Origin of the sequence: Agarivorans sp. Alg241-V36 (genome assembly GCF_900537085.1) — a bacterium.
Lineage (GTDB): Bacteria > Pseudomonadota > Gammaproteobacteria > Enterobacterales > Celerinatantimonadaceae > Agarivorans.
The window spans coordinates 144,479-164,230 of the sequence record NZ_UNRE01000010.1; the positions used below are offsets into that span (position 1 = coordinate 144,479).

Here is a 19,752-nt window from a genome sequence, read left to right on the forward strand (position 1 = left end):
AGGCGCCTTTTTTAGCTTCAATAAACGTAGTTTACAGTACGTGTACAGAAGAAGTGTTAGTAGTACCAGAAGGTACTAGTGCACCAGATACCATAACTACGATGTCGCCTTTGTTAGCAAGACCTGATTCCATCGCTAAGTCTTTACCAAGCGCGTAGAAAGAGTCAGTGCTTTCAATGTTTTCAACAACGTGAGGGATAACACCTTTAGTTAAGCAAAGCTGAGCAGCAGTCTTAGTGTTAGTAGTAATTGCTAAGATGTTAGCTTGTGGGAAGTATTTACGAACAGATTTCGCAGACTTACCACCTTCAGTAGCAACAACAATAAGAGGAGCACTTAGCTTCTCAGAAGTTTCTACAGCGCCTTTACATACCGCTTCAGTGATGCGTAGTTTACCGCTATCACGTGCTGGATCTAAGTTAGAAGGCATTACTGCGTCAGTACGACCACAAATAGTTGCCATAATAGATACAGCTTCTACTGGGTATTTACCTTTAGCAGACTCACCAGAAAGCATTACTGCATCGGTACCGTCTAGGATTGCGTTAGCAACGTCGCCCGCTTCTGCACGAGTTGGACGTGGGTTTTTGATCATTGAATCAAGCATTTGAGTTGCAGTGATAACCAATTTACGTGCGCGGTTACACTTCTCAATCATCATCTTCTGAGCGAAGATTACTTCTTCAACTGGGATTTCAACACCTAAGTCACCACGAGCAACCATGATGCCGTCAGATACTTCTAGAATTTCGTCGAAGTTATCTACACCTTCTTGGTTTTCGATTTTAGAGATGATTTGGATCTTCTCGCCGCCATTCTCTTTAAGAAGTTGACGAATTTCTAATACGTCTTCTTTCTTACGAATGAAAGATGCAGCGATGAAATCAACACCTTGCTCACAACCAAAGATTAAGTCGCCTTTATCTTTAGCAGAAAGAGCAGGAAGTTGAACGATAACGCCAGGAAGGTTAACACCTTTGTTTTCGCCTAAGTCACCGTTGTTAAGAACAGTACACTTAACTTCGTCATCAGATACAGCGATAACTTCCATTTCGATTAGGCCGTCATCTACTAGGATGATGTTGCCTACTTTCAAGTCAGCAGCAAAACCAGGGTAAGTTACCGCTACGCGAGTTGCATCGCCGATTACTGTTTGGTCCGTAGTGAAAGTGAACTCTTGACCAGCAACTAGGCTAACGTCTTCGCCGCCAGCTAGTTTAATAGTGCGGATTTCTGGACCTTTGGTATCCAATAAAACAGCAGCAGATTTGCCAGTGTTCTTAACAACTTCACGTAGGTTGTTGATGCGAGTGCCGTGCTCAGCAAAGTCGCCGTGAGAGAAGTTAAGACGCATTACGTTCATGCCTGACTCAACTAACTTAGTTAGCATTTCTACCGATTCAGTTTTTGGACCAATGGTACAAACTATTTTGGTTTTCTTCATTGAAGTGACTCTCCGTTAAGGATGCTAGTAAAAAATCTGCGCACATTATACAAGATTGATCACAAAAGGATATGTAGAAAAATAACTACAAATCCGAATGTCGATCAAAATAATGTCGATTTATAATTCACAAATGTGGCTTGTTAATTGTGCAATTTTGTAAACGCTTGCTGTTTTGCTCATTATTTGAGCATCTAGCAAGTATAAAAAAACCTCGCCAAACTGCGAGGTTTTGATGCGAATTTATCGCTTATTCAATTTCACCACAGAAACGATAACCTTCACCGTGGATGGTGGCGATAATTTCTGGTGTTTCTGGGATCGATTCAAAGTGTTTTCTGATGCGACGAATAGTCACATCCACTGTACGATCGTGTGGCTTAAGCTCGCGGCCGGTCATTTTCTTTAATAAGTCAGCGCGGGTTTGAATTTGTCCTGGGTTCTCAACAAAATGCAGCATAGCGCGAAATTCACTACGTGGCAGTTTGTAAGTCTCTTGGTTTGGACTTACCAACGAGCGACTATTAATATCTAAGATCCAACCGTTGAAGCGATATTCTTCAACTGTGCCTTTTTCTTCGCTAGCGACTTGACCATTTACAGTACGGTTAAGCAGGTTGCGAGCACGAATGGTAAGTTCACGAGGGTTAAATGGTTTAGTGATGTAATCATCGGCACCAATTTCCAAGCCCAAGATCTTATCTACTTCGTTGTCACGTCCAGTTAAGAACATTAACGCAATTTGCTCACGGTCGCGCAGTTCACGCGCAAGTAACAAACCATTCTTACCAGGAAGGTTAATATCCATGATAATTAAGTGAACAGAATGTGCTTCTAATACGCTGTTCATTTCATTGCCGTCAATCGCTTCAAACACATTGTAACCTTCGGCTTCAAAAGTGCTTTTGAGCGTATTACGAGTGACCAGTTCGTCCTCGACAATTAAAATATTTGGTGTCATGGTCTTCCCCAATGCTATTTAGAATAAAGTTGGCTTGCGAACAGGTAGCGCGATATAGAAGGTGAGGCAATGGCTACTTATTCTTCCATGTTGAGTTTGTGTTAAAACTCGTTGAATGGCAAAAAAATAGACAAATAGTTTGTCTAAAACGCGTGATAAATCAGCGTACGAGACCTTCCATATGCATTGTTCGTTACAAGCAATAAACATATTCTATGGGCTTAACAGTGATATAACAACTTGAGTATGAAAAAAGCTTACGTTTTCTGAGGTGCTTTTGATTCAAATCAATCGAAATTTGTTAATAAAGCGAAAATTACCAACCAATACTGAAAATAAACTACATGTTTAATTTGTATCAAAACACCATTTTCTTGGCAAATGCCGACTTTAAATATCAAGAACTTGCTGTAATCACCGCCAGTAATCCTGATGGAGTAACTAGAACTCGACGATTTAATCACTGGCTAGACTGTCATTTTATTTCATTTTTGAAGCGTCATCAGTTTCGTCACTTTTGGGTATTTGCGGGTTCAAGGGATCTAAATCATTACGAATATAGTGCAATTGTTGACTGCTCGTTAAATGATGCTCAACATATTGCAAAGGCTTTCAGACAAAAGGCCTTTTATTGGTTGGATGACGAGTGCTACCTTTACGACACCAAGCGTTTAGCGAGCGCCCATTCTACTCTCGGAGAAATATCGCCCCGCTGGTTTAACAACCCTTGGGCTTACAACAAGATGATAGAGGACTATCACTATGCAAGATCTACTACCGGAACTGTGCGACCTATACCCAGCGCAAGTTAAATTGCTCGACCCCATTTTTCAAATATATGGAGCCAAAAAGCTGTTTTACGGACAAGTGGAAACCGTTAAGTGTTGGCAAGATAACAGCCGAGTAAAAGAACTGTTGGCTCGCCCTGGAGAGGGGAGGGTATTGGTTGTTGATGGTGGAGGAAGTACCCAAAGGGCTTTAATGGGCGACCTTATTGCTGACTCAGCCTATTTACAAGGGTGGGCGGGCGTAGTGATTTACGGTGCCATCCGGGATGTTGCAGCCATTAATACCATGGAACTCGGTGTTAGAGCCTTGGCGGCTTGCCCGATGAAAACAGAGCGCAAAGGTGCCGGAGACGCTGGGCTTGAGCTAAGTGTTGCTGGGCAAACTATCCGGCAAGGAATGTATTTATATGCTGATGAGAATGGTGTTTTGCTGAGTGAGCAAGCTTTGCAGTTGCCAGAGGGCTTTGCCTAAAAGCGGTAGCCTAAACCAAACTGTACTTGCTGTTGGGTATCTCTATCTTGTTGTGCTTCAACTTGATAAACGGCTTTAACATCAATGTTCTTCAGCAAGTGGTAGGTACTAGATAGCTCTAAACTGTGCTCAGTATTGTCGTACTTGGGCTGGTGAACTTGCACTAATTTACTTTGAATAGATAAGCTTTTTAAGGGTTGGTAGTTAACCCCAGTTGAAAGGTTAAAGCCTTTGCGTGTAGCGATATCGTCGTATTGGTTGTTAACCCCAGCTTCTACGAATAATGACAATTCGTTGCGAAGCTTGTGTTGATAGCCGCCATTGAAAAACCACGAGTCTACATCGTTGTTTTCACCAGAGCTTACAAACTGGCTGTTGTTGTATCCGGTGATGTACCAATTTTTAACTTGGCTACGTGAAGAAACTTGGACATGTTCTCCATCGCCGTAGCTTAAGCTCATTTCACTTTCTACTTCCGCAGCTGCTAAAGAACCGCTGGCAATAACAAGCACAGCAGCAATCGAATGCTGAAATAGTAACTTAGCCACTGCCGTCTCCTTGTTATTATTTTTCTTAGTAACAGTAGTATGGTTGATCATCGCTTTAAGATCATTGCAGATCTTCAAAAAATTATAGAAAGCCTAATAAATGATTTTAAAGCCAAATTTTTTAGCACGATCATCTAGCGGTTTATAAAACGACGACGTCTTCGGTATGGATATACGTCTTCAAACTGGCCATTTTTAATGTTTTGCTGCAACTCTTGCCAAAAACTGGCTTGAAAAAGCTCCGCATGTAACTCTCTAAAAACCTGTTTCACAATGGGTTTTCCTAATAAAAAGGTGGCGAATTCCTCAGGGAAAATATCGTTAGGTCCCACTGAGTAACAGGGTTGTGCCGCCCATTGATCTTCAGGATATTGAGATTTTGGAAACTCTCTAAAATTACATTCCGTCATGTAAGAGATTTCATCATAGTCGTAAAATACTACACGGCCATGACGGGTGACCCCAAAATTTTTGAACAGCATATCTCCAGGGAAAATATTGGCAGCAGCCAGCTGTTTAATCGCATTGCCGTACTCATCAATAACTTGCCGGGTTTGTGCTTCATCAGCTTGATCCAAATACATATTAAGCGGGATCATTTTTCGTTCTGTGTACAGGTGCTTGATGGTGATTGAATCCCCTTCTATATGCAGTACCGAAGGTGCAACCGCTTGAAGCTCATCCAATAAGCTTTGGCTAAAGCGTGCTAAGGGGAACTCCACGTTAGAGAATTCTTGGGTATCTGCCATACGACCCACTCTGTCGTGCTGTTTTACTAGCCGGTATTTCTCTTTCACAATGGCGTGGCTTACGTCTTTTGGCGGGGTAAATTCATCTTTAATGATTTTAAATACCACATCGTAAGAAGGCAGGGTAAATACACTCATCACCATGCCTTTGATGCCAGGTGCTAACTCAAACTGATCACTGGAGTTGTGCAAGTGGTTGAGGTAGTGGCGATATAATTCGGTTTTGCCATGTTTCTGACAGCCAATGGCAGTAAACAGCTCGTAGTCAGTTTTATTGGGCAGCAGTTGCTTAAGGAAGTTAACGATTCGGCGCGGCGCTGGGGCGTCTACCATGAAATAAGAGCGCGCAAAGCCAAAAATAATACTCACTTCGTCGCTATCAATAAGCACACTATCAACAGCCACTTTACCTTGCTGATTAAGCAGGGGAAATACTATGGGAAAACTGTGGTCTTCACTTTTGTATTGGCCGATAAGGTAAGCCGCTTTGTTACGATAAAACACCGGTTGCAGCATGGTGATTTTGTGTAGCTGCTGCTGAGCCAATTGCGGCAGCTCGGTTAAGCGTTTGCTAACAAACTGAATATCGCGGGGTAAATCCTCGTACTCGATATTAAAGCGGTAGTCTTCGAATAACTGCTCTAACAGGGTATTTAAGGAAGTATTTTGATAAGTATGGGTAAGCAACTGGTAATCAAATAACTTACTGCATCTTCTGGGGCGAATAAAGAGTTGGCTTTCTTCTATATAGCGGTGATGAAATAAACGTTGATAGACAGAGTTGAAAAACGACTCGGCAACTTCAAAATTATCATGCTGTTTAAGTAGCTCTGAGTACTGCGACTTTACTGCTGCGCAAAAGGCATCGCTTCGCTGCAAGTGGCCGGTGAGTTGTTTAATGGCTGCTCGTGCTTCGGTTACGTGGTGGTCGTAGAGGCGAATGCGCTCTCGAGAAGCAAGTTGCACCGACATCCAGTCGGCTTCTTCAAAGCGCATTTGCGCACCGCGAGTTACTTCTAAAAAACATTGATAAAAGCTATTGAAGCGCTGCAGCATAGCGTGGGCGGCTTGGTGTTCCATTAATTGCGTCATAGGCTGTTTCTTATTGTTGTTTTTTTATTCACTATGGCAGGATTTAAACACCTGTTCAAATTTTTGTTGCTAAGTTGTGTTGGGGGATGAGTGTTTGCCTCTTAGCGTTCTATCTAGTGCTTTGCTGGAACGGCTTAAGGGCTTGATAAAAGCTACTTAGCTTGTTTTATGGAGAGCGCCTTAATGGCTTGAATTAGCATTAAAAACCCTTTGGTTTGAAGACATTATTGTTCTCTTTAAGCAACTTGACTTAGCAAGCCAATTATTAAAAAAATGGTCCTTTAAAGCATAAACAGGGCTAAAAGCGCACTTTTATGCACTTGGCTTAGATAAATAAAGCTTGACTATCCACCCCAGCTGGTTAAGGTATGGCCATAAATTGGATTTAGTTTTTTATTAAGATGCTAGTACGTTTTGCTTACACAACCACCGGAACTATTACCCGCACCACCACATGCGGGTCGGGCTGGTTGTAGCAACTTACTACATCTAAGAAAGCCCGTATCAACCACGATACGGGTTTTTTTTTGGGAGGAATAATGCGAGTCTTAAAATTTGGTGGATCATCTTTAGCTGACGCTGAGCGCTTTAATCGTGCAGCAGACATTGTGTTAAGCAATCAGCATCAATCTCAAATGGCAGTAGTATTGTCTGCCCCTGCTGGAGTAACCAATGACTTGGTTGCTGTGGTAGATAAAGTTAGTCACGGCAACGATGGCGAAAGCTATTTGATCCGCATTGACGCTACCTTCCAAGAGCTATTGTCAAAACTAAAGGAGAAGTACGCTGGCTTTGCCATTGAGCAAATGCAGTTAATGGTGCACCAAGAGTTGGGCGAACTTCGCCAGCTGTTAAAAGGTGTTGCCTTATTACAGCAGTGTCCCGATAACATTCGCGCCAAAGTACTCTCTACCGGCGAAAAGCTCAGCATCCACACTATGAACCATTTATTGTCGGTGCGAGGCCATAGCGCTGAAATCATCATCCCTCAGCAAAAGCTGGTTGCAACAAGCGGCGGCTACTTAGAAGCCGTGGTAGATATTCAGGCGTCTAAGCAGCGCTTAAATAAAGCGATGATCCAAGAAGATCTTATCTACTTAATGCCTGGTTTTACTGCCGGTAATGAGCAAGGCGAGACTGTGGTGCTTGGCCGTAACGGTTCTGATTACAGCGCAGCTGTGTTGGCTGCTTGTTTAGATGCAGAATGTTGCGAGATTTGGACAGATGTAGATGGTGTTTATAACTGTGACCCTAGAATTGTTGAAGACGCCCGTTTGCTGCGTAGCTTAAGCTATCCAGAGGCAATGGAACTTAGTTACTTTGGCGCTAAAGTGCTTCATCCAAAAACCATTGCCCCGATTGCTCAGTACCATATCCCATGCCTTATTAAGAACACCTTTAACCCTCAGGGAGAAGGTACCTTAATTGGCGCGCAAAGCCCGGCGCAAGATGATTTACCCGTTAAAGCGCTATCTAGCTTGTCTGAACTAACCATGCTTACGGTGTCTGGCCCTGGCATGAAAGGTATGGTTGGCATGGCGGGGCGGATTTTCGAGAGCATCTCTCGCAGTAAAGTATCAGTTGCCCTGATTACCCAATCTAGCTGCGAATACAGCGTGAGCTTTTGTATCCACAGTATCGATGCAACACGTGCCCTAAATGCGCTAAACGAAGAGTTTGAACTAGAGCTAGCTAACCAGTTATTAGAGCCAATTGAAGCAATTGATAAGCTGGCGATTATTTCTTTGGTGGGTGATAGCATGCGCCGCAGCAAAGGTGTTGCAGCGCGCTTCTTTACCTCATTAGCTGAAGTAGCCATTAATATCGTAGCGATTGCTCAAGGCTCATCGGAGCGTTCAATTTCAGCCGTTGTTTCGCAAGATAAAGCTGCCGAAGCTATTCGCGCTTGTCACCAAAACTTCTTTAACAGCATGCACTTCATCGACTTGTTCCTAATTGGAGTGGGTGGTGTTGGCGGTGCTTTGTTAGAGCAGATTCATGCTCAGCAAAGCCATTTAAAAGAACAGCAAATTGGTATTCGTGTTTGTGGTGTAGCTAATAGCCGTAAGTTGTTATTGGACTCTAAAGGCCTTGACCTTGAACACTGGCAAGAGCAACTGGCCGCCACTGAAGAAAATGGCGGCTTTACCTTAGACAACGTAAGCAGCTTAGTAGACCAAAGCCACTTGATTAACCCGGTGATTGTTGACTGTACCAGCAACGATGACATTGCAGGAAAATACGCTGAGTTCTTGGCTAACGGTTTCCATGTGGTAACGGCAAACAAAAAAGCCAATACCTCTAGCATGGAGTATTACCAACAGCTACGTAAAACCGCGATGGCGATGCGCCGTAAATTCTTATACGACACCAATGTGGGTGCTGGCTTGCCAGTGATTGAAAACCTACAGAACTTATTAAAAGCGGGTGATAAGTTAGAGCGTTTTAACGGTATTTTGTCGGGCTCATTGTCGTTTATCTTTGGTAAGTTAGATGAAGGTATGAGCTTCTCTGAAGCGACTACCATTGCCCGTGAAAACGGCTTTACTGAACCAGATCCGCGTGATGATTTATCAGGTATGGACGTAGCACGTAAGTTGCTTATCTTAGCCCGTGAAGCTGGTATGCCTCTGAGCATCGAAGATATTCAAATAGACATGGCCTTACCGCCAAACTTTGACGCTAGCGGCGATACCGAAGCCTTTATGGCTCGTTTACCGGAAGCCGATGCCTATTTCACTAAGCTTATGGATGACGCAGCGGCCGAGGGTAAAGTATTGCGCTACCTAGGTAGCATCGATAAAGGCGTTTGCAAGGTATCTTTAGCTGCTGTAGCGGCAGATGACCCATTACACCGCGTTAAAGATGGTGAGAATGCCTTGGCCTTTTACAGCCGTTACTACCAGCCAATTCCATTAGTATTACGTGGTTATGGCGCAGGTACTGCGGTAACTGCAGCGGGCGTATTTGCTGATGTATTAAGAACGCTTAACTGGAACCAAGAGGTGTAACATGAGTGTGGTTGTTTATGCTCCGGCCTCTACGGCAAATGTTAGTGTAGGTTTTGACAGTTTAGGTGCTGCGCTATCGCCAATTGATGGCCAGCTCTTAGGTGACCGAGTATTGGTTGAAGCGGCTAGTGGCGATGATGTGCTTATTGAAAACGTAGGGCCTTACGCGCACAAATTACCAGCCGATCCTAAGCAGAACATTCTTTATGATTGTTACCACTATTTTGTGAAGCAATATGCAGAGCATCATGGCAAGCAGCTAGGTTGCGTTAAGATGACCCTAGAAAAGAACCTGCCTATTGGCAGCGGTTTGGGTTCTAGCGCGTGTTCGGTGGTAGCGGCACTAGAAGGCCTAAACGCCTATGTTGATTCGCCATTTAATAAAGAGCAAATGCTAATAATGATGGGCGAGTTAGAAGGCCAAATTAGTGGCAGTGTGCACTACGATAATGTAGCGCCATGCTATTTAGGTGGCATGCAACTAATGTTGCAAGAAGCCGGTGTAACCAGCCAAGCTATTCCCCACTTTGAAGATTGGTATTGGATTGTGGCCTACCCAGGCATTAATATTTCAACTGCTCAGGCGCGCTCTATTTTGCCTGCGCAGTATCGCCGCCAAGATACCTTAGAGTTTGGCCGTAACTTGGCAGGATTTGTTCATGCCAGTTATAGTAAGCAGCCTGAGTTAGCCGCTGCCCTATTAAAAGACAATATTGTGGCAGAACCTTACCGTGCGAAGCTGATTCCCGGATTTGATCAAGTTCGCAGCTATGCCGCACAAAGTGGCGCCTTAGCCAGCGGCATTTCAGGCTCTGGGCCAACGGTTTATATTGTTACCCCAGTATTAGAGCAAGCCGAGCGAACTAAAGCTTGGTTAGAACAACACTTTATTCAAAACGAAGATGGATTTTGCCATGTTTGTAAAATCGATGAACAAGGCACACGAGTAACAGGAACGTCGCTATGAATTTATACAACTTAAAACACAACGAAGAGCAGGTGAGCTTTACTCAAGCTGTAAAGCAAGGCCTGGGTAAACAGCAAGGTTTATTCTTTCCCGATAGCATTCCTGCATTTGATGATATTGATGCGGTGCTGGACTTAGATTTTCACGCCCGTTGCGCAAAACTATTGGCAGCTCTGCTAGACAATGAACTGTCTGAAGCTGAGCTATTTGAGATGGTAAGCAAGGCTTTCACTTTTAGCGCCCCTTTAAACAAGGTGACTGAGCAAATCAGTGCCTTAGAATTGTTTCATGGCCCAACCCTAGCATTTAAAGACTTTGGTGGCCGCTTTATGGCCCAATGTTTGGCCAAGTTCTCTAGTGGCAATAAAACCACTATTCTAACGGCTACTTCGGGTGATACTGGCGCAGCGGTAGCACATGCGTTTTATGGCATGGAAAACATTAACGTAGTGGTGCTTTACCCGAAGGGTAAAATTAGCCCACTGCAAGAAAAGCTGTTCTGTACTCTTGGTGGAAACATCACCACGGTAGCGGTAGAGTCTGATTTTGATGCTTGTCAAAGCATGGTTAAGCAAGCTTTTGATGATCAAGAGCTTAAGCAAGCGATTGGCCTTAACTCGGCAAACTCTATCAACATTAGCCGTTTAGTGGCACAAGTGTGTTACTACTTTGAAGCCGCAGCGCAGCTGCCTAAAGCCCAGCGAGAGCAATTAGTGGTTGCTGTGCCTTCTGGAAACTTTGGTAACTTAACTGCTGGTTTAATTGCTAAAGCCATGGGCTTACCGATTAAGCGCTTTATTGCTGCTACTAACGTAAACGATACGGTGCCACGTTACCTCGCTTCAGGTAACTGGGAGCCTAAACCGACTCAAGCTACCTTATCTAATGCGATGGACGTGAGCCAACCAAACAACTGGCCTCGTGTTGAGGAGCTATTTAAAACTAAAGGCTGGCCACTAAGCGATCTAGGTAAAGGCGTTATGACCGATGAGCAAACGGCTCAAGCGGTTAAAGCTTTAGATGACTTAGGTTACGTATGTGAACCACATGGCGCGATTGCATACCAGCAACTTACTGAGCAGCTAGCAGAAGGCGAACAAGGCTTGTTCCTATGTACCGCTCACCCTGCTAAGTTTAAAGAAAGCGTAGAAGAGATTTTGCAGCGTGAAATTGACCTGCCAAAACCGCTTGCTGACCGTGCAGACTTGGACTTGTTATCTAAAGAAATGCCAGCCGATTTTGCTCAGCTGCGTAAACTACTAATGAGCATCTAAGCTCGTTGGTTAGGTTATCTAAAACAGCGCCCTTAACGGCGCTGTTTTTGTTTGTACAAGGAGTGCTGAAACCATGAGACCCAGCCTGATAATTGGCACCGTTAGCAGCTTTATAAGCTTTGCCGCAATCGCTGAGCCTAGCAATGCTTGGCATTACCAACAGAGCACTGAACAGCAATTAAGTTACGCTGAGCTGGTTTCCCAATCAGGCGAGGTAAGCTTAATCTTTCGCTGTATTCAGGGAGAGCTAGATAGCTTAATACGCCTAGCTGATGGGCCGTTGCAACCCGCTTATCATTATATGAATTGGCAATTCCTCCAGCCGCAGAATCAGTTAGCTAGTTTTAACGTTCTCTATCATCACTTTGATGAGGATTATTATCAGCTGGGGTCGGGGTATAACAGCTGGTTTGAACTGTACCTTACGATTATGCAGCACTCACAGATGCGTTGGTCGAGTGATGACTTTGCAGATATAGAGTTTTCTTATCACGCCAGCGATGTGATTGGCCAAGTGATTCAAGATTGCCCAGAGGCTTTTCAAGCTTCTTATGACCTGCTGGCTGAGCAGTTAAGCCAAGCGCTAGTTGAGGCGCGTAATGCTGCTAAGCATCAGCAGATCATTGATACTCAACAAGCCATTGAGCAGCTAGTACAATCAGCCACCCAGTTGGCTCAGCTAGCTCAAGTACCGTTGCGGATTAGTGATTAGTTAGTCAAATAAATATCGCCTAGCTATCGAGTTGATCTTTGCAGCGTTCTCACGCATATTGCAAAGATTGCTAGAACAAAATACGAAAACTATGAGTAAAGTGTTAAAAGATTTGCTCGAGCTATTAAGCTTAGAGCGCATTGAAGAAGGTTTGTTTCGCGGGCATAGCCAAGATTTAGGCTTTGGTGCAGTATTTGGCGGCCAAGTAATGGGGCAGGCCTTGTCTGCTGCTAAAGAAACCGTGAGTGAAAAGCGTCAAGTTCACTCTTTCCACTCTTACTTTTTACGACCGGGCGATCCTAATCATCGCATTGTTTATGATATAGAAAGCATTCGTGATGGCCGCAGTGTATCTACTCGCCGAGTTAAAGCTATTCAATTTGGTAAGCCTATTTTTTATATGACGGCGTCTTTTCAGCAGCCGTCTTCTGGTTTTGAACACCAAGATCAAATGCCAGACGTCGCTGCCCCAGAAGAGCTGCAATCTGAGCAAGAGTATGCTTTTCAATTACGTGACTTATTGCCCGATGCGGTTCGAGATAAATTCATCTGTGATAAACCCTTAGAGATGCGTCCAGTAGAGTTTGTTAACCCTTTACAGCCAGAGAAGCTCGCAGCTAAACGTTGTGTATGGTTTAAGGCTAATGGACAAATGCCAGATGACGGGCGTATTCACCGCTATTTGCTGGCCTATGCGTCTGACTTTAACTTTTTACCTACGGCTCTGCAGCCTCATGGGCGCTCATTCATTGAGCCGCAGATGCAAACTGCGACCATTGACCACAGTATGTGGTTTCACCATGACTTCCGTTTAGATGAATGGTTACTTTATGTGGTTGATAGCCCAGCGGCGTCTAATGGCCGAGGCTTGGTAAGAGGACAGTTCTTTACTCGCGATGGTAAGCTGGTGGCTTCTACTATTCAGGAAGGTTTGATTAGAGAACGTAGCTAGGTTTTCTGAAGCCTAAGTAATAAAAAAGCATGCCTAGGCATGCTTTTTTCGTTTTAGTTACTGAGTCTTATAGAGATTCAGTAAAAGTACGCGTAATTACGTCTTGTTGTTGCTCTGTGGTTAGCGAGTTAAAGCGAACAGCGTAACCAGAAACACGAATAGTAAGCTGAGGGTATTTCTCTGGGTGCTTAACTGCGTCTTCTAAAGTTTCACGACGAAGAACGTTAACGTTTAGGTGTTGGCCACCTTCTTCGATTGGCTGAGCTTTCATTGGTACTTCGCGATACTCGATTTGACCTAGCTTATCGAGAGCGACAACTTCATCTTCAGCGTATAGCTCGTCTTTAACACATAGGCAGCGAGCTTGGTTTTGCTCGTTGTCTAGCAGCCAAAAAGAACCTAATAGTGCGTTGTTATCTGCTTTAGTGATTTGAATACCGGTGGTCATAACATACCTCATTAGCTAAAAATTGTAATTTTATTACATAATATAGCGATCCCTGAGCCACTTATTGAATCAATATCGCCACTTGCTGTAACTATACTACAATTGACCTTAATCAAAAAAGGGTTTTTTTTGAATTTTATTGTTATCTTTGTTGATTAAGATTAAGAAGGTGCCTGATGGCTTGTGCTAGTGCCCCGAGCTGTGCTTGAATAAGAAACAAGCGTTCATCACCGAAGTGTTATACAAGCATTTGTTTTTTATGGCTTAGTGGTTAACAAACAGTACAAATGCGCTTTTTGGAGCGTTTATCTTAAAAACTGTGAACTGAGCGAAAAGCAAATCTGTCTAATAAACGATCTAGCGCAATAATAGTACAACGGTGAGTCCTTTATACTGATTTGAAAAGTGCTAGTTAGCCAAGGAGAAGCAATGTTACAAAGTCTTCAACAAGATCATCAAAATATCGCTAAGTTGCTGAAGGTATTAGAGCAGAAGTTGGCTCATATTCGCAATGAAAAAGCGGTTAAATATAAGTTGATCGCCCATATTATTAGCTACATGCAAGAGTACGCTGACCGTTATCACCATCCCAAAGAAGATCTTATTTATGATTACTACGTGAAGTATCGCGTGGTAGAGGATGATTTATCCAATCAACTTAAGAAGCAGCACCAAAACTTGATGGCGATGACCGATGAGCTAAGCGATATTCTAGATATCATCTTGCTTGACGCAGTGGTTCCATTGGATCAGTTTAGTGACAAACTCGAAGCCTTTATTAATGCTCAGTGGGAACATCTTAATTATGAAGAAGATGTAGTTTTCCCGGCATTAAAACGCCATCTTACAGCCGATGACTGGCGTGCAATTGAGCAAAGCTGGCAGCACGGCAACTACGAAGACCCATTGTTTGGCCACCGTGTTCACGAGCAATATAAAGCTTTGTCAGAGCGAATTAAGCTGTCTCAGCCTCAAGAAGAAGAGTAGAAAGCCTATTCTTTAGTAAATAAAAAACCCGGCTAAGGCCGGGTTTTTTTGTTTAGTATTCGTACTCTGATTGAAGATCAAAACTGTGGTCGATTGACTGCAGTTCTTTTTGTAAACGAATCTTATCTTTAATTGCCTCAATCTCTCGCCATTTTCGTTTCTTATTTGAACCGCGAGAAGATTTGCTGGTTTCAACAGTATCCAAGTCTAGCCTATCCATGGTTATCTCCTTGTATGTTGTTGCAATTTAATAAGTACCATACGAGCACAAAAAGTAAAATACTAATGTTGCAAAATAGTTACAGTGGCTCACTTTTTTAGGCATTTTTTGCAAAATTTTCTAAGCTTTATTCGTAGTGGTTATTTCTTGGTATAGATTTTTATGCCATTAATTTATATCGGTGTGTGTTTTTATCTTGTTTTTGTTATATATCAAAGCATAGTCGCTCGCAGCTCCTTAGAATCCGCGTTCGTTCAAACCTAGCTTAGGTTTTTAACCAACATTAAACGTAAGGTGAATAGAACCATGAATGAGATTGTGAACTGGTTAAACGACGTGTTGTGGGGAAATTTGCTCATCTATTTGTTGCTGGGCACGGGTGTGTTGTTCACCGTAAGAACCAAATTTATTCAATTTCGCCATTTTGGCCATATGTTTTCGGTGATGAAGTCTAGCCGTAAGTGTGACGCCAGTGGTATTTCTTCATTTCAAGCCTTATGTACCAGCCTTGCGGCGCGAGTCGGCACAGGTAACTTAGCAGGTGTGGCGGTTGCGGTAACCCTGGGTGGACCAGGTGCAGTATTCTGGATGTGGCTGATTGCCTTGTTGGGCATGGCAACCAGCTTTGCTGAAAGTAGCTTGGCTCAGCTGTATAAAGTAAAAGACAGCGATGGTAACTTTCGTGGTGGGCCTTCCTATTACATGGAGCAGGGCCTTGGAAAGCGATGGATGGGAGTGGTATTTGCTATCTGCTTGATTATCGCCTTTGGCTTGGTATTTAATGCCGTGCAGGCTAACTCAATTGCTTCTGCTTTGCATGAAGCATTTGGTTTTGAGAAATACCTAGTGGGTTTGGTATTGGTGATAGCGGCGGCGCTGATTATTTTTGGCGGCATTCGCAGTATTGCCCGTTTTGCCGAACTAGTGGTGCCGGTAATGGCCTTAGCCTATGTGGTAGTGGCCTTGGTTGTGGTGTTGATGAATATTCAGCAAATGCCCGAAGTATTTAGCCTTATCTTCCGCTCTGCCTTTGGTTTTGAAGAGGCTGGGGCTGGTGCGTTAGGCGCAGCCATGATGAACGGTATTAAGCGTGGCCTATTCTCCAATGAGGCCGGTATGGGTAGTGCGCCTAATGCTGCAGCTACTGCAACGCCTTACCCGCCGCATCCTGCGTCTCAGGGCTACGTGCAAATGCTTGGCGTATTTATCGACACCGTGGTGATTTGTACTGCTACCGCAGCGATTATATTGCTTAGCCACAACGAACAGCTAACCGGCGATGGCATTGCCTTAACCCAGCAAGCTTTAAGCGGCCAAGTGGGGGCTTGGGGTAGCTACTTTGTAGGCATTGCGATCATATTCTTTGCTTTCACATCTATTGTGGGCAATTACTCTTACGCTGAGACCAATCTGATTTTCTTAGAGCATAACCATAAAGCGGGTTTGTGGATCTTCCGTTTATTGGTGTTGGCAATGGTAATGGTAGGTGCCGTAGTCAAAATTGACATTATTTGGAATTTAGCTGATGTATCCATGGGCTTTATGGCCTTGGTTAACTTGGTGGCAATTTTGATGCTATCAGGTGTGGTGGTGAAACTAGCGACTGACTACAACCGCCAATTGGATGCGGGCAAAGTGCCAAGCTTCAATAGTGATGAGTACCCTGAATTGAAACAACAAATAGATAAAGATATTTGGTCAGGATCTAGCAAGTAGCAGGCATCGCTCTTCGAATAAGCAGAAAAGCCTCGATAATATCGAGGCTTTTTATTAACTAATTTAAGTGAATAACTAGTATTGCTCGGTGCACCAGCTTTCAAAAATTAAGGCGGCGGCTAGGCTATCTACAGCGCCTTTTTCTAGGGCCTTGTAACCGCCTAACTCAAATAGCTTTTCTTTGGCGTCTACCGTGGTTAAACGCTCATCTTGCATCGCTATGGGGTAGCCAAAACGGCCATGAAGTCGGTTGGCAAACTTTTTGGCTCGATTGGTGAGGTCTTGCTCGGTGCCGTCCATATTAAGCGGCAAACCAATCACTAGTAGATCGGGTTGCCATTGCTTGAGCAGCTCCTCCAAGGTTTGCCAGTTGGGAATGCCATCCTGAGCTTTAATGGCGGCCAGCGGTTTGGCTGAGCCTGTAATCTCCTGGCCAATAGCCACGCCAATGCTCTTGGTTCCAAAGTCAAAAGCTAGGGCAGAGCGCTCTCCTGAACGAGCCATTAAGCGTGACCTACTTGGTTGGATAATTGCCAAATATCGATACCTAAGCTTTTTGCCGCGGCTTCCCAACGTTTGTGAATGGGGGTTGAGAAAATAATGTCGGTACTAGCGGGCAAGGTTAACCAAGAGTTCTCGGCAATTTCCTGCTCTAACTGTCCCGCTTCCCAGCTGGCGTAACCTAAAGTCACGATGTATTCGCTAGGCTGAGAATCTGTGCCTAGTGTGTCGAGCACATCTTTCGAGGTGGTGACCATTAGCTCTTCACTCACTTTTAAGCTGCTGCTAAAGCCCTTTACTGGCGAGTGCAGCACAAAGCCACGCTCTTGCGAAACGGGGCCGCCTTGGTATACCGGACGGTCCAAATCTTCTCGGATCATTTCAGCCTGATCTTGCAGTTCTATTTGTTGCAGTAGCGATTCAACCGATAAGTCTACCGGTACATTAATCACTAAACCCATTGCGCCTTCATCATTATGCTCGCACAGGTAAACTACCGAGCGTTTGAAGAAGGGGTCTTCTAAGCTCGGCATGGCGATTAAAAACTGATTCTGCAAAGTATTGATTGCGTCCAAATTAACCCTTTTACTACTTAGGTTGATGATTTAAGTCTAGCTTCAATTGCATCCATTAACTTACCGGTAATGGAAATATCGTAGGCCGCTTCGATTTCTTTGATGCAAGTTGGGCTGGTGACGTTGATTTCAGTCACTTTGTCGCCAATCACATCTAAGCCAACAAATACCAAGCCCTTAGCTTTTAAGGCTGGACCAATGGCCTTAGCAATTTTCCAATCGCTGTCAGACAATGGTTGAGCAACACCACGCCCGCCGGCAGCTAGGTTGCCACGTGTTTCACCTTTAGATGGAATGCGCGCTAAGCAATAGGGCATAGGTTCGCCATCCACAATTAAGATGCGTTTGTCGCCATCGACAATTTCTGGGATAAACTTTTGCGCCATGCAATATTCTTGACCGTGATTGGTCAAAGTTTCGAGGATCACGCCGACGTTGGGGTCGCCTTCTTTTAAGCGAAAGATTGATGCGCCGCCCATGCCATCGAGTGGCTTCATAATTACGTCTTTATGCTGCTGGTGGAAGGCTTTTAAACGCGGCATATCACTGCTAACCAGAGTGGTTGGAGTAAACTCAGCAAACCAAGCGGTAAACAGTTTTTCGTTAGCATCGCGCAGGCTTTGCGGCTTATTGATGATTAAGCTGCCTTCAGCTTCAGCTCGCTCTAGAATGTAGGTGGCGTAGATAAACTCGGTATCAAATGGCGGATCTTTGCGCATCAAGATTACGTCTAGCTCGCTAAGGCTTTGATCCACTGCACCACCAAGCTCATACCATGACTGCTCGTCCTGTTGTACGGCCAATGGGCGCATATTTGCTGCCGCTCTGCCGCCATCTAAATAGAGATCTTGCATCTCCATATAGTAAATTTCGTAGCCGCGTGATTGAGCTTCTAGCAACATGGCGAAACTAGAATCTTTTTTGATGTTAATGTTGGCGATGGGATCCATCACGATACCAAGTTTAATGCTCATTTATGCTAAGTCTCCAAATTGACATTGCAAAGCGGTGATAGCCGTAAGGGCTGCGGTTTCAGTTCGCAGCACTCGTGGCCCTAAAATTGTCTCTTGAAACTGATGCTGGTTGCAGCTTTCAATTTCTTGCTCGCTTAAGCCACCTTCTGGCCCAATCAGCAGCCTCACTCCATGTTCAGGAGTTGGCAGGGTCTTAATGCTATATGGGGCCTTTGGGTGCAAATTCAACTTCATAGCGGCAGACTCTTCGCTCGCCCATTGTTCTAGGCTTTGCAGTGGCGCTATTTCTGGTACAACACTGCGCCCTGACTGCTCGCAAGCGGCAATGGCGATTTTCTGCCACTGCTGGCGCTTTTTCTCAAAACGTTCTTGATTGAGCTTAACCCCGCAGCGCTCGCTAGTTAGTGGGGTAATTTTATTTACCCCCAGTTCAACAGATTTTTGAATGGTAAATTCCATTCGGTCACCACGAGAAATTACTTGGCCTAAATGGATATTAAGTGGAGATTCACTGGGGTTTTCCTCTACGGCGGTAATCTTCACCGTGACGTGTTTTTTACTGGCACTTTCTATGGTTGCCGCATAATTATTGCCATCACTATTAAACAGTTCCAACTGTTGCCCCGCTTCCATGCGTAATACGCGCCCAACATGATTGGCGGCTTCTTCGTCGAGCTCGGTAAGCATATTAAGTGAGAGAGCTTGAGAGTGATAAATTCGAGGAATGCGCATGGTGAAAAATAGGCTCCATTAGGTAGCTGCAATAGTTAACGTTCTGACTGTTAAAGGATAAACCTAAAAAGCGCCTAAGCCCAGCAGCAGGGCTAATACTATTTAGTTTAGCTTGAAGTGTTGGCAATTAATGGCGTGTGGCACTTGCGGCATTGATAACTGGCACCCTTAAGCACTTTGTTGTGGCGTCGTACGCTTAGCTGATGAACTTGGCAGGCGCAGCGATATTCATAGCTGGCTAGTTTTAGTTGCTCCAGTGAGTAGCTATGAGTGGTTGCTGCAGAGCAGTTGAATACTTGCTGCATAATTTGCTGCCACTCAACTCCATGCGGTTTTACTCTGCCATAAATGGCATGACAAACTAGGTGAGCCACTTCGTGAGGCACTGTTTGGGCTAAAAAGTGCTGTGGTTGTTGCTGGTAGAAGTGGGCATTAAAACGCAAACGCCATTGGCTTAAATTAGCGCTACCTGCGACTTTACTCTTTCGCGATGACAGCACCACCTCTGGGCGAGGAAAACGGCGTTTATAAAATGCTTCTGCCAGAGTAAAACAATGTTCTACTTGTTGGGTTAGTTGCTGCACGCGTTGAGTTCTTAAGCGGTAAAACGCCAATAAAAAAGCCGAAAG

General features: G+C 44.3%; 20 protein-coding genes. 9 read left to right on the forward strand and 11 right to left on the reverse strand.

Annotated elements, in window-relative coordinates; genetic code table 11:
* Positions 1-31: 31 nt before the first annotated feature.
* Together pykF and arcA are read right to left on the reverse strand one after the other, a co-directional pair.
* Entirely contained in the window at positions 32-1,444 is a 1,413-nt protein-coding gene (pykF, locus tag G6R11_RS20025; RefSeq protein WP_163134809.1) for a pyruvate kinase PykF, read from the reverse strand.
* A 250-nt stretch (positions 1,445-1,694) separates the two neighbouring features.
* Positions 1,695-2,405 (reverse strand): two-component system response regulator ArcA, encoded by a 711-nt coding sequence (arcA, locus tag G6R11_RS20030; protein ID WP_163134811.1) that lies wholly within the window; start codon positions 2,403-2,405, stop codon positions 1,695-1,697.
* Positions 2,406-2,749: 344 nt separating this feature from the next.
* Between arcA and G6R11_RS20035 the strand changes: the two genes are divergently transcribed.
* Positions 2,750-3,217: a DUF3293 domain-containing protein gene (locus G6R11_RS20035; protein ID WP_163134813.1), complete on the forward strand. Its 468-nt coding sequence runs from the start codon at positions 2,750-2,752 to the stop codon at positions 3,215-3,217.
* Positions 3,168-3,665 carry a putative 4-hydroxy-4-methyl-2-oxoglutarate aldolase gene (locus G6R11_RS20040; protein WP_163134815.1) on the forward strand — a complete coding sequence of 166 codons (498 nt, stop codon included), beginning with the start codon at positions 3,168-3,170 and terminating at the stop codon, positions 3,663-3,665. The genes G6R11_RS20035 and G6R11_RS20040 overlap by 50 nt, the downstream gene beginning before the upstream one ends.
* Here the strand turns inward: G6R11_RS20040 and G6R11_RS20045 are convergent.
* Positions 3,662-4,213: an MtrB/PioB family outer membrane beta-barrel protein gene (locus G6R11_RS20045; protein ID WP_163134817.1), complete on the reverse strand. Its 552-nt coding sequence runs from the start codon at positions 4,211-4,213 to the stop codon at positions 3,662-3,664. The genes G6R11_RS20040 and G6R11_RS20045 overlap by 4 nt on opposite strands.
* Positions 4,214-4,347: 134 nt before the next feature.
* Positions 4,348-6,054: a bifunctional isocitrate dehydrogenase kinase/phosphatase gene (gene aceK, locus G6R11_RS20050; RefSeq protein WP_163134819.1), complete on the reverse strand. Its 1,707-nt coding sequence runs from the start codon at positions 6,052-6,054 to the stop codon at positions 4,348-4,350.
* A 539-nt stretch (positions 6,055-6,593) separates the two neighbouring features.
* Between aceK and thrA the strand changes: the two genes are divergently transcribed.
* From thrA to tesB, 5 genes are all read left to right on the forward strand, one after another.
* On the forward strand, positions 6,594-9,065 hold the full coding sequence (gene thrA / locus G6R11_RS20055; protein ID WP_163134821.1) for a bifunctional aspartate kinase/homoserine dehydrogenase I: 2,472 nt from the start codon (positions 6,594-6,596) through the stop codon (positions 9,063-9,065).
* A gap of 1 nt (position 9,066) precedes the next feature.
* Positions 9,067-10,032, forward strand: a complete 966-nt coding sequence (gene thrB, locus G6R11_RS20060) for a homoserine kinase (RefSeq protein ID WP_163134823.1) — start codon at positions 9,067-9,069, stop codon at positions 10,030-10,032.
* On the forward strand, positions 10,029-11,306 hold the full coding sequence (gene thrC / locus G6R11_RS20065) for a threonine synthase (RefSeq protein WP_163134825.1): 1,278 nt from the start codon (positions 10,029-10,031) through the stop codon (positions 11,304-11,306). The genes thrB and thrC overlap by 4 nt, the downstream gene beginning before the upstream one ends.
* Before the next feature lie 73 nt (positions 11,307-11,379).
* Positions 11,380-12,018 (forward strand): hypothetical protein, encoded by a 639-nt coding sequence (locus G6R11_RS20070; protein ID WP_163134827.1) that lies wholly within the window; start codon positions 11,380-11,382, stop codon positions 12,016-12,018.
* Positions 12,019-12,109: 91 nt separating this feature from the next.
* Positions 12,110-12,970, forward strand: a complete 861-nt coding sequence (tesB, locus tag G6R11_RS20075; RefSeq protein ID WP_163134829.1) for an acyl-CoA thioesterase II — start codon at positions 12,110-12,112, stop codon at positions 12,968-12,970.
* A gap of 67 nt (positions 12,971-13,037) precedes the next feature.
* Here the strand turns inward: tesB and grcA are convergent, their stop codons facing one another.
* On the reverse strand, positions 13,038-13,418 hold the full coding sequence (gene grcA / locus G6R11_RS20080) for an autonomous glycyl radical cofactor GrcA (RefSeq protein WP_163134831.1): 381 nt from the start codon (positions 13,416-13,418) through the stop codon (positions 13,038-13,040).
* A 429-nt stretch (positions 13,419-13,847) separates the two neighbouring features.
* On the opposite strand from grcA, the gene G6R11_RS20085 reads away from it, so the two are divergent.
* Positions 13,848-14,405, forward strand: a complete 558-nt coding sequence (locus G6R11_RS20085) for a hemerythrin domain-containing protein (RefSeq protein ID WP_163134833.1) — start codon at positions 13,848-13,850, stop codon at positions 14,403-14,405.
* Between the two features lie 52 nt (positions 14,406-14,457).
* Here G6R11_RS20085 and G6R11_RS20090 read toward each other — a convergent pair whose 3' ends face one another.
* Positions 14,458-14,625 carry a DUF3545 family protein gene (locus tag G6R11_RS20090; protein ID WP_163134835.1) on the reverse strand — a complete coding sequence of 56 codons (168 nt, stop codon included), beginning with the start codon at positions 14,623-14,625 and terminating at the stop codon, positions 14,458-14,460.
* Positions 14,626-14,931: 306 nt separating this feature from the next.
* Here G6R11_RS20090 and G6R11_RS20095 point away from each other — a divergent pair, with 306 nt between their 5' ends.
* The gene (locus G6R11_RS20095; RefSeq protein ID WP_163134837.1) at positions 14,932-16,341 is read left to right on the forward strand and encodes a sodium:alanine symporter family protein; all 1,410 of its coding nucleotides are present in this window, start codon (positions 14,932-14,934) and stop codon (positions 16,339-16,341) included.
* A gap of 75 nt (positions 16,342-16,416) precedes the next feature.
* Here the strand turns inward: G6R11_RS20095 and ruvX are convergent, their stop codons facing one another.
* The 5 genes from ruvX to G6R11_RS20120 form a co-directional block, all read right to left on the reverse strand.
* Entirely contained in the window at positions 16,417-16,845 is a 429-nt protein-coding gene (ruvX, locus tag G6R11_RS20100; protein ID WP_163134839.1) for a Holliday junction resolvase RuvX, read from the reverse strand.
* Positions 16,845-17,408, reverse strand: coding sequence for a YqgE/AlgH family protein (locus G6R11_RS20105; protein ID WP_163134867.1), 564 nt, complete (start codon positions 17,406-17,408; stop codon positions 16,845-16,847). Before G6R11_RS20105 ends, ruvX begins: the two co-directional genes overlap by 1 nt.
* 26 nt (positions 17,409-17,434) lie before the next feature.
* Complete coding sequence (gene gshB, locus G6R11_RS20110) at positions 17,435-18,391, reverse strand: glutathione synthase (protein WP_163134841.1); 957 nt, start codon at positions 18,389-18,391, stop codon at positions 17,435-17,437.
* Positions 18,392-19,123: a 16S rRNA (uracil(1498)-N(3))-methyltransferase gene (gene rsmE / locus G6R11_RS20115; RefSeq protein ID WP_163134843.1), complete on the reverse strand. Its 732-nt coding sequence runs from the start codon at positions 19,121-19,123 to the stop codon at positions 18,392-18,394.
* Between the two features lie 107 nt (positions 19,124-19,230).
* Positions 19,231-19,707, reverse strand: a complete 477-nt coding sequence (locus tag G6R11_RS20120) for a SprT family zinc-dependent metalloprotease (protein WP_163134844.1) — start codon at positions 19,705-19,707, stop codon at positions 19,231-19,233.
* Positions 19,708-19,752: the final 45 nt, after the last annotated feature.

What these genes read in the sequence shown, in the direction of transcription:
- rsmE (WP_163134843.1), bottom strand. Translation starts at nt 19,123, where the DNA reads ATGCGCATTCCTCGAATTTATCACTCTCAAGCTCTCTCACTTAATATG.
- thrC (WP_163134825.1), top strand. Translation starts at nt 10,029, where the DNA reads ATGAATTTATACAACTTAAAACACAACGAAGAGCAGGTGAGCTTTACT.
- thrA (WP_163134821.1), top strand. Translation starts at nt 6,594, where the DNA reads ATGCGAGTCTTAAAATTTGGTGGATCATCTTTAGCTGACGCTGAGCGC.
- G6R11_RS20070 (WP_163134827.1), top strand. Translation starts at nt 11,380, where the DNA reads ATGAGACCCAGCCTGATAATTGGCACCGTTAGCAGCTTTATAAGCTTT.
- grcA (WP_163134831.1), bottom strand. Translation starts at nt 13,418, where the DNA reads ATGACCACCGGTATTCAAATCACTAAAGCAGATAACAACGCACTATTA.
- G6R11_RS20095 (WP_163134837.1), top strand. Translation starts at nt 14,932, where the DNA reads ATGAATGAGATTGTGAACTGGTTAAACGACGTGTTGTGGGGAAATTTG.
- tesB (WP_163134829.1), top strand. Translation starts at nt 12,110, where the DNA reads ATGAGTAAAGTGTTAAAAGATTTGCTCGAGCTATTAAGCTTAGAGCGC.
- pykF (WP_163134809.1), bottom strand. Translation starts at nt 1,444, where the DNA reads ATGAAGAAAACCAAAATAGTTTGTACCATTGGTCCAAAAACTGAATCG.
- arcA (WP_163134811.1), bottom strand. Translation starts at nt 2,405, where the DNA reads ATGACACCAAATATTTTAATTGTCGAGGACGAACTGGTCACTCGTAAT.
- ruvX (WP_163134839.1), bottom strand. Translation starts at nt 16,845, where the DNA reads ATGGCTCGTTCAGGAGAGCGCTCTGCCCTAGCTTTTGACTTTGGAACC.
- G6R11_RS20035 (WP_163134813.1), top strand. Translation starts at nt 2,750, where the DNA reads ATGTTTAATTTGTATCAAAACACCATTTTCTTGGCAAATGCCGACTTT.
- thrB (WP_163134823.1), top strand. Translation starts at nt 9,067, where the DNA reads ATGAGTGTGGTTGTTTATGCTCCGGCCTCTACGGCAAATGTTAGTGTA.
- G6R11_RS20085 (WP_163134833.1), top strand. Translation starts at nt 13,848, where the DNA reads ATGTTACAAAGTCTTCAACAAGATCATCAAAATATCGCTAAGTTGCTG.
- G6R11_RS20040 (WP_163134815.1), top strand. Translation starts at nt 3,168, where the DNA reads ATGCAAGATCTACTACCGGAACTGTGCGACCTATACCCAGCGCAAGTT.
- aceK (WP_163134819.1), bottom strand. Translation starts at nt 6,054, where the DNA reads ATGACGCAATTAATGGAACACCAAGCCGCCCACGCTATGCTGCAGCGC.
- gshB (WP_163134841.1), bottom strand. Translation starts at nt 18,391, where the DNA reads ATGAGCATTAAACTTGGTATCGTGATGGATCCCATCGCCAACATTAAC.
- G6R11_RS20090 (WP_163134835.1), bottom strand. Translation starts at nt 14,625, where the DNA reads ATGGATAGGCTAGACTTGGATACTGTTGAAACCAGCAAATCTTCTCGC.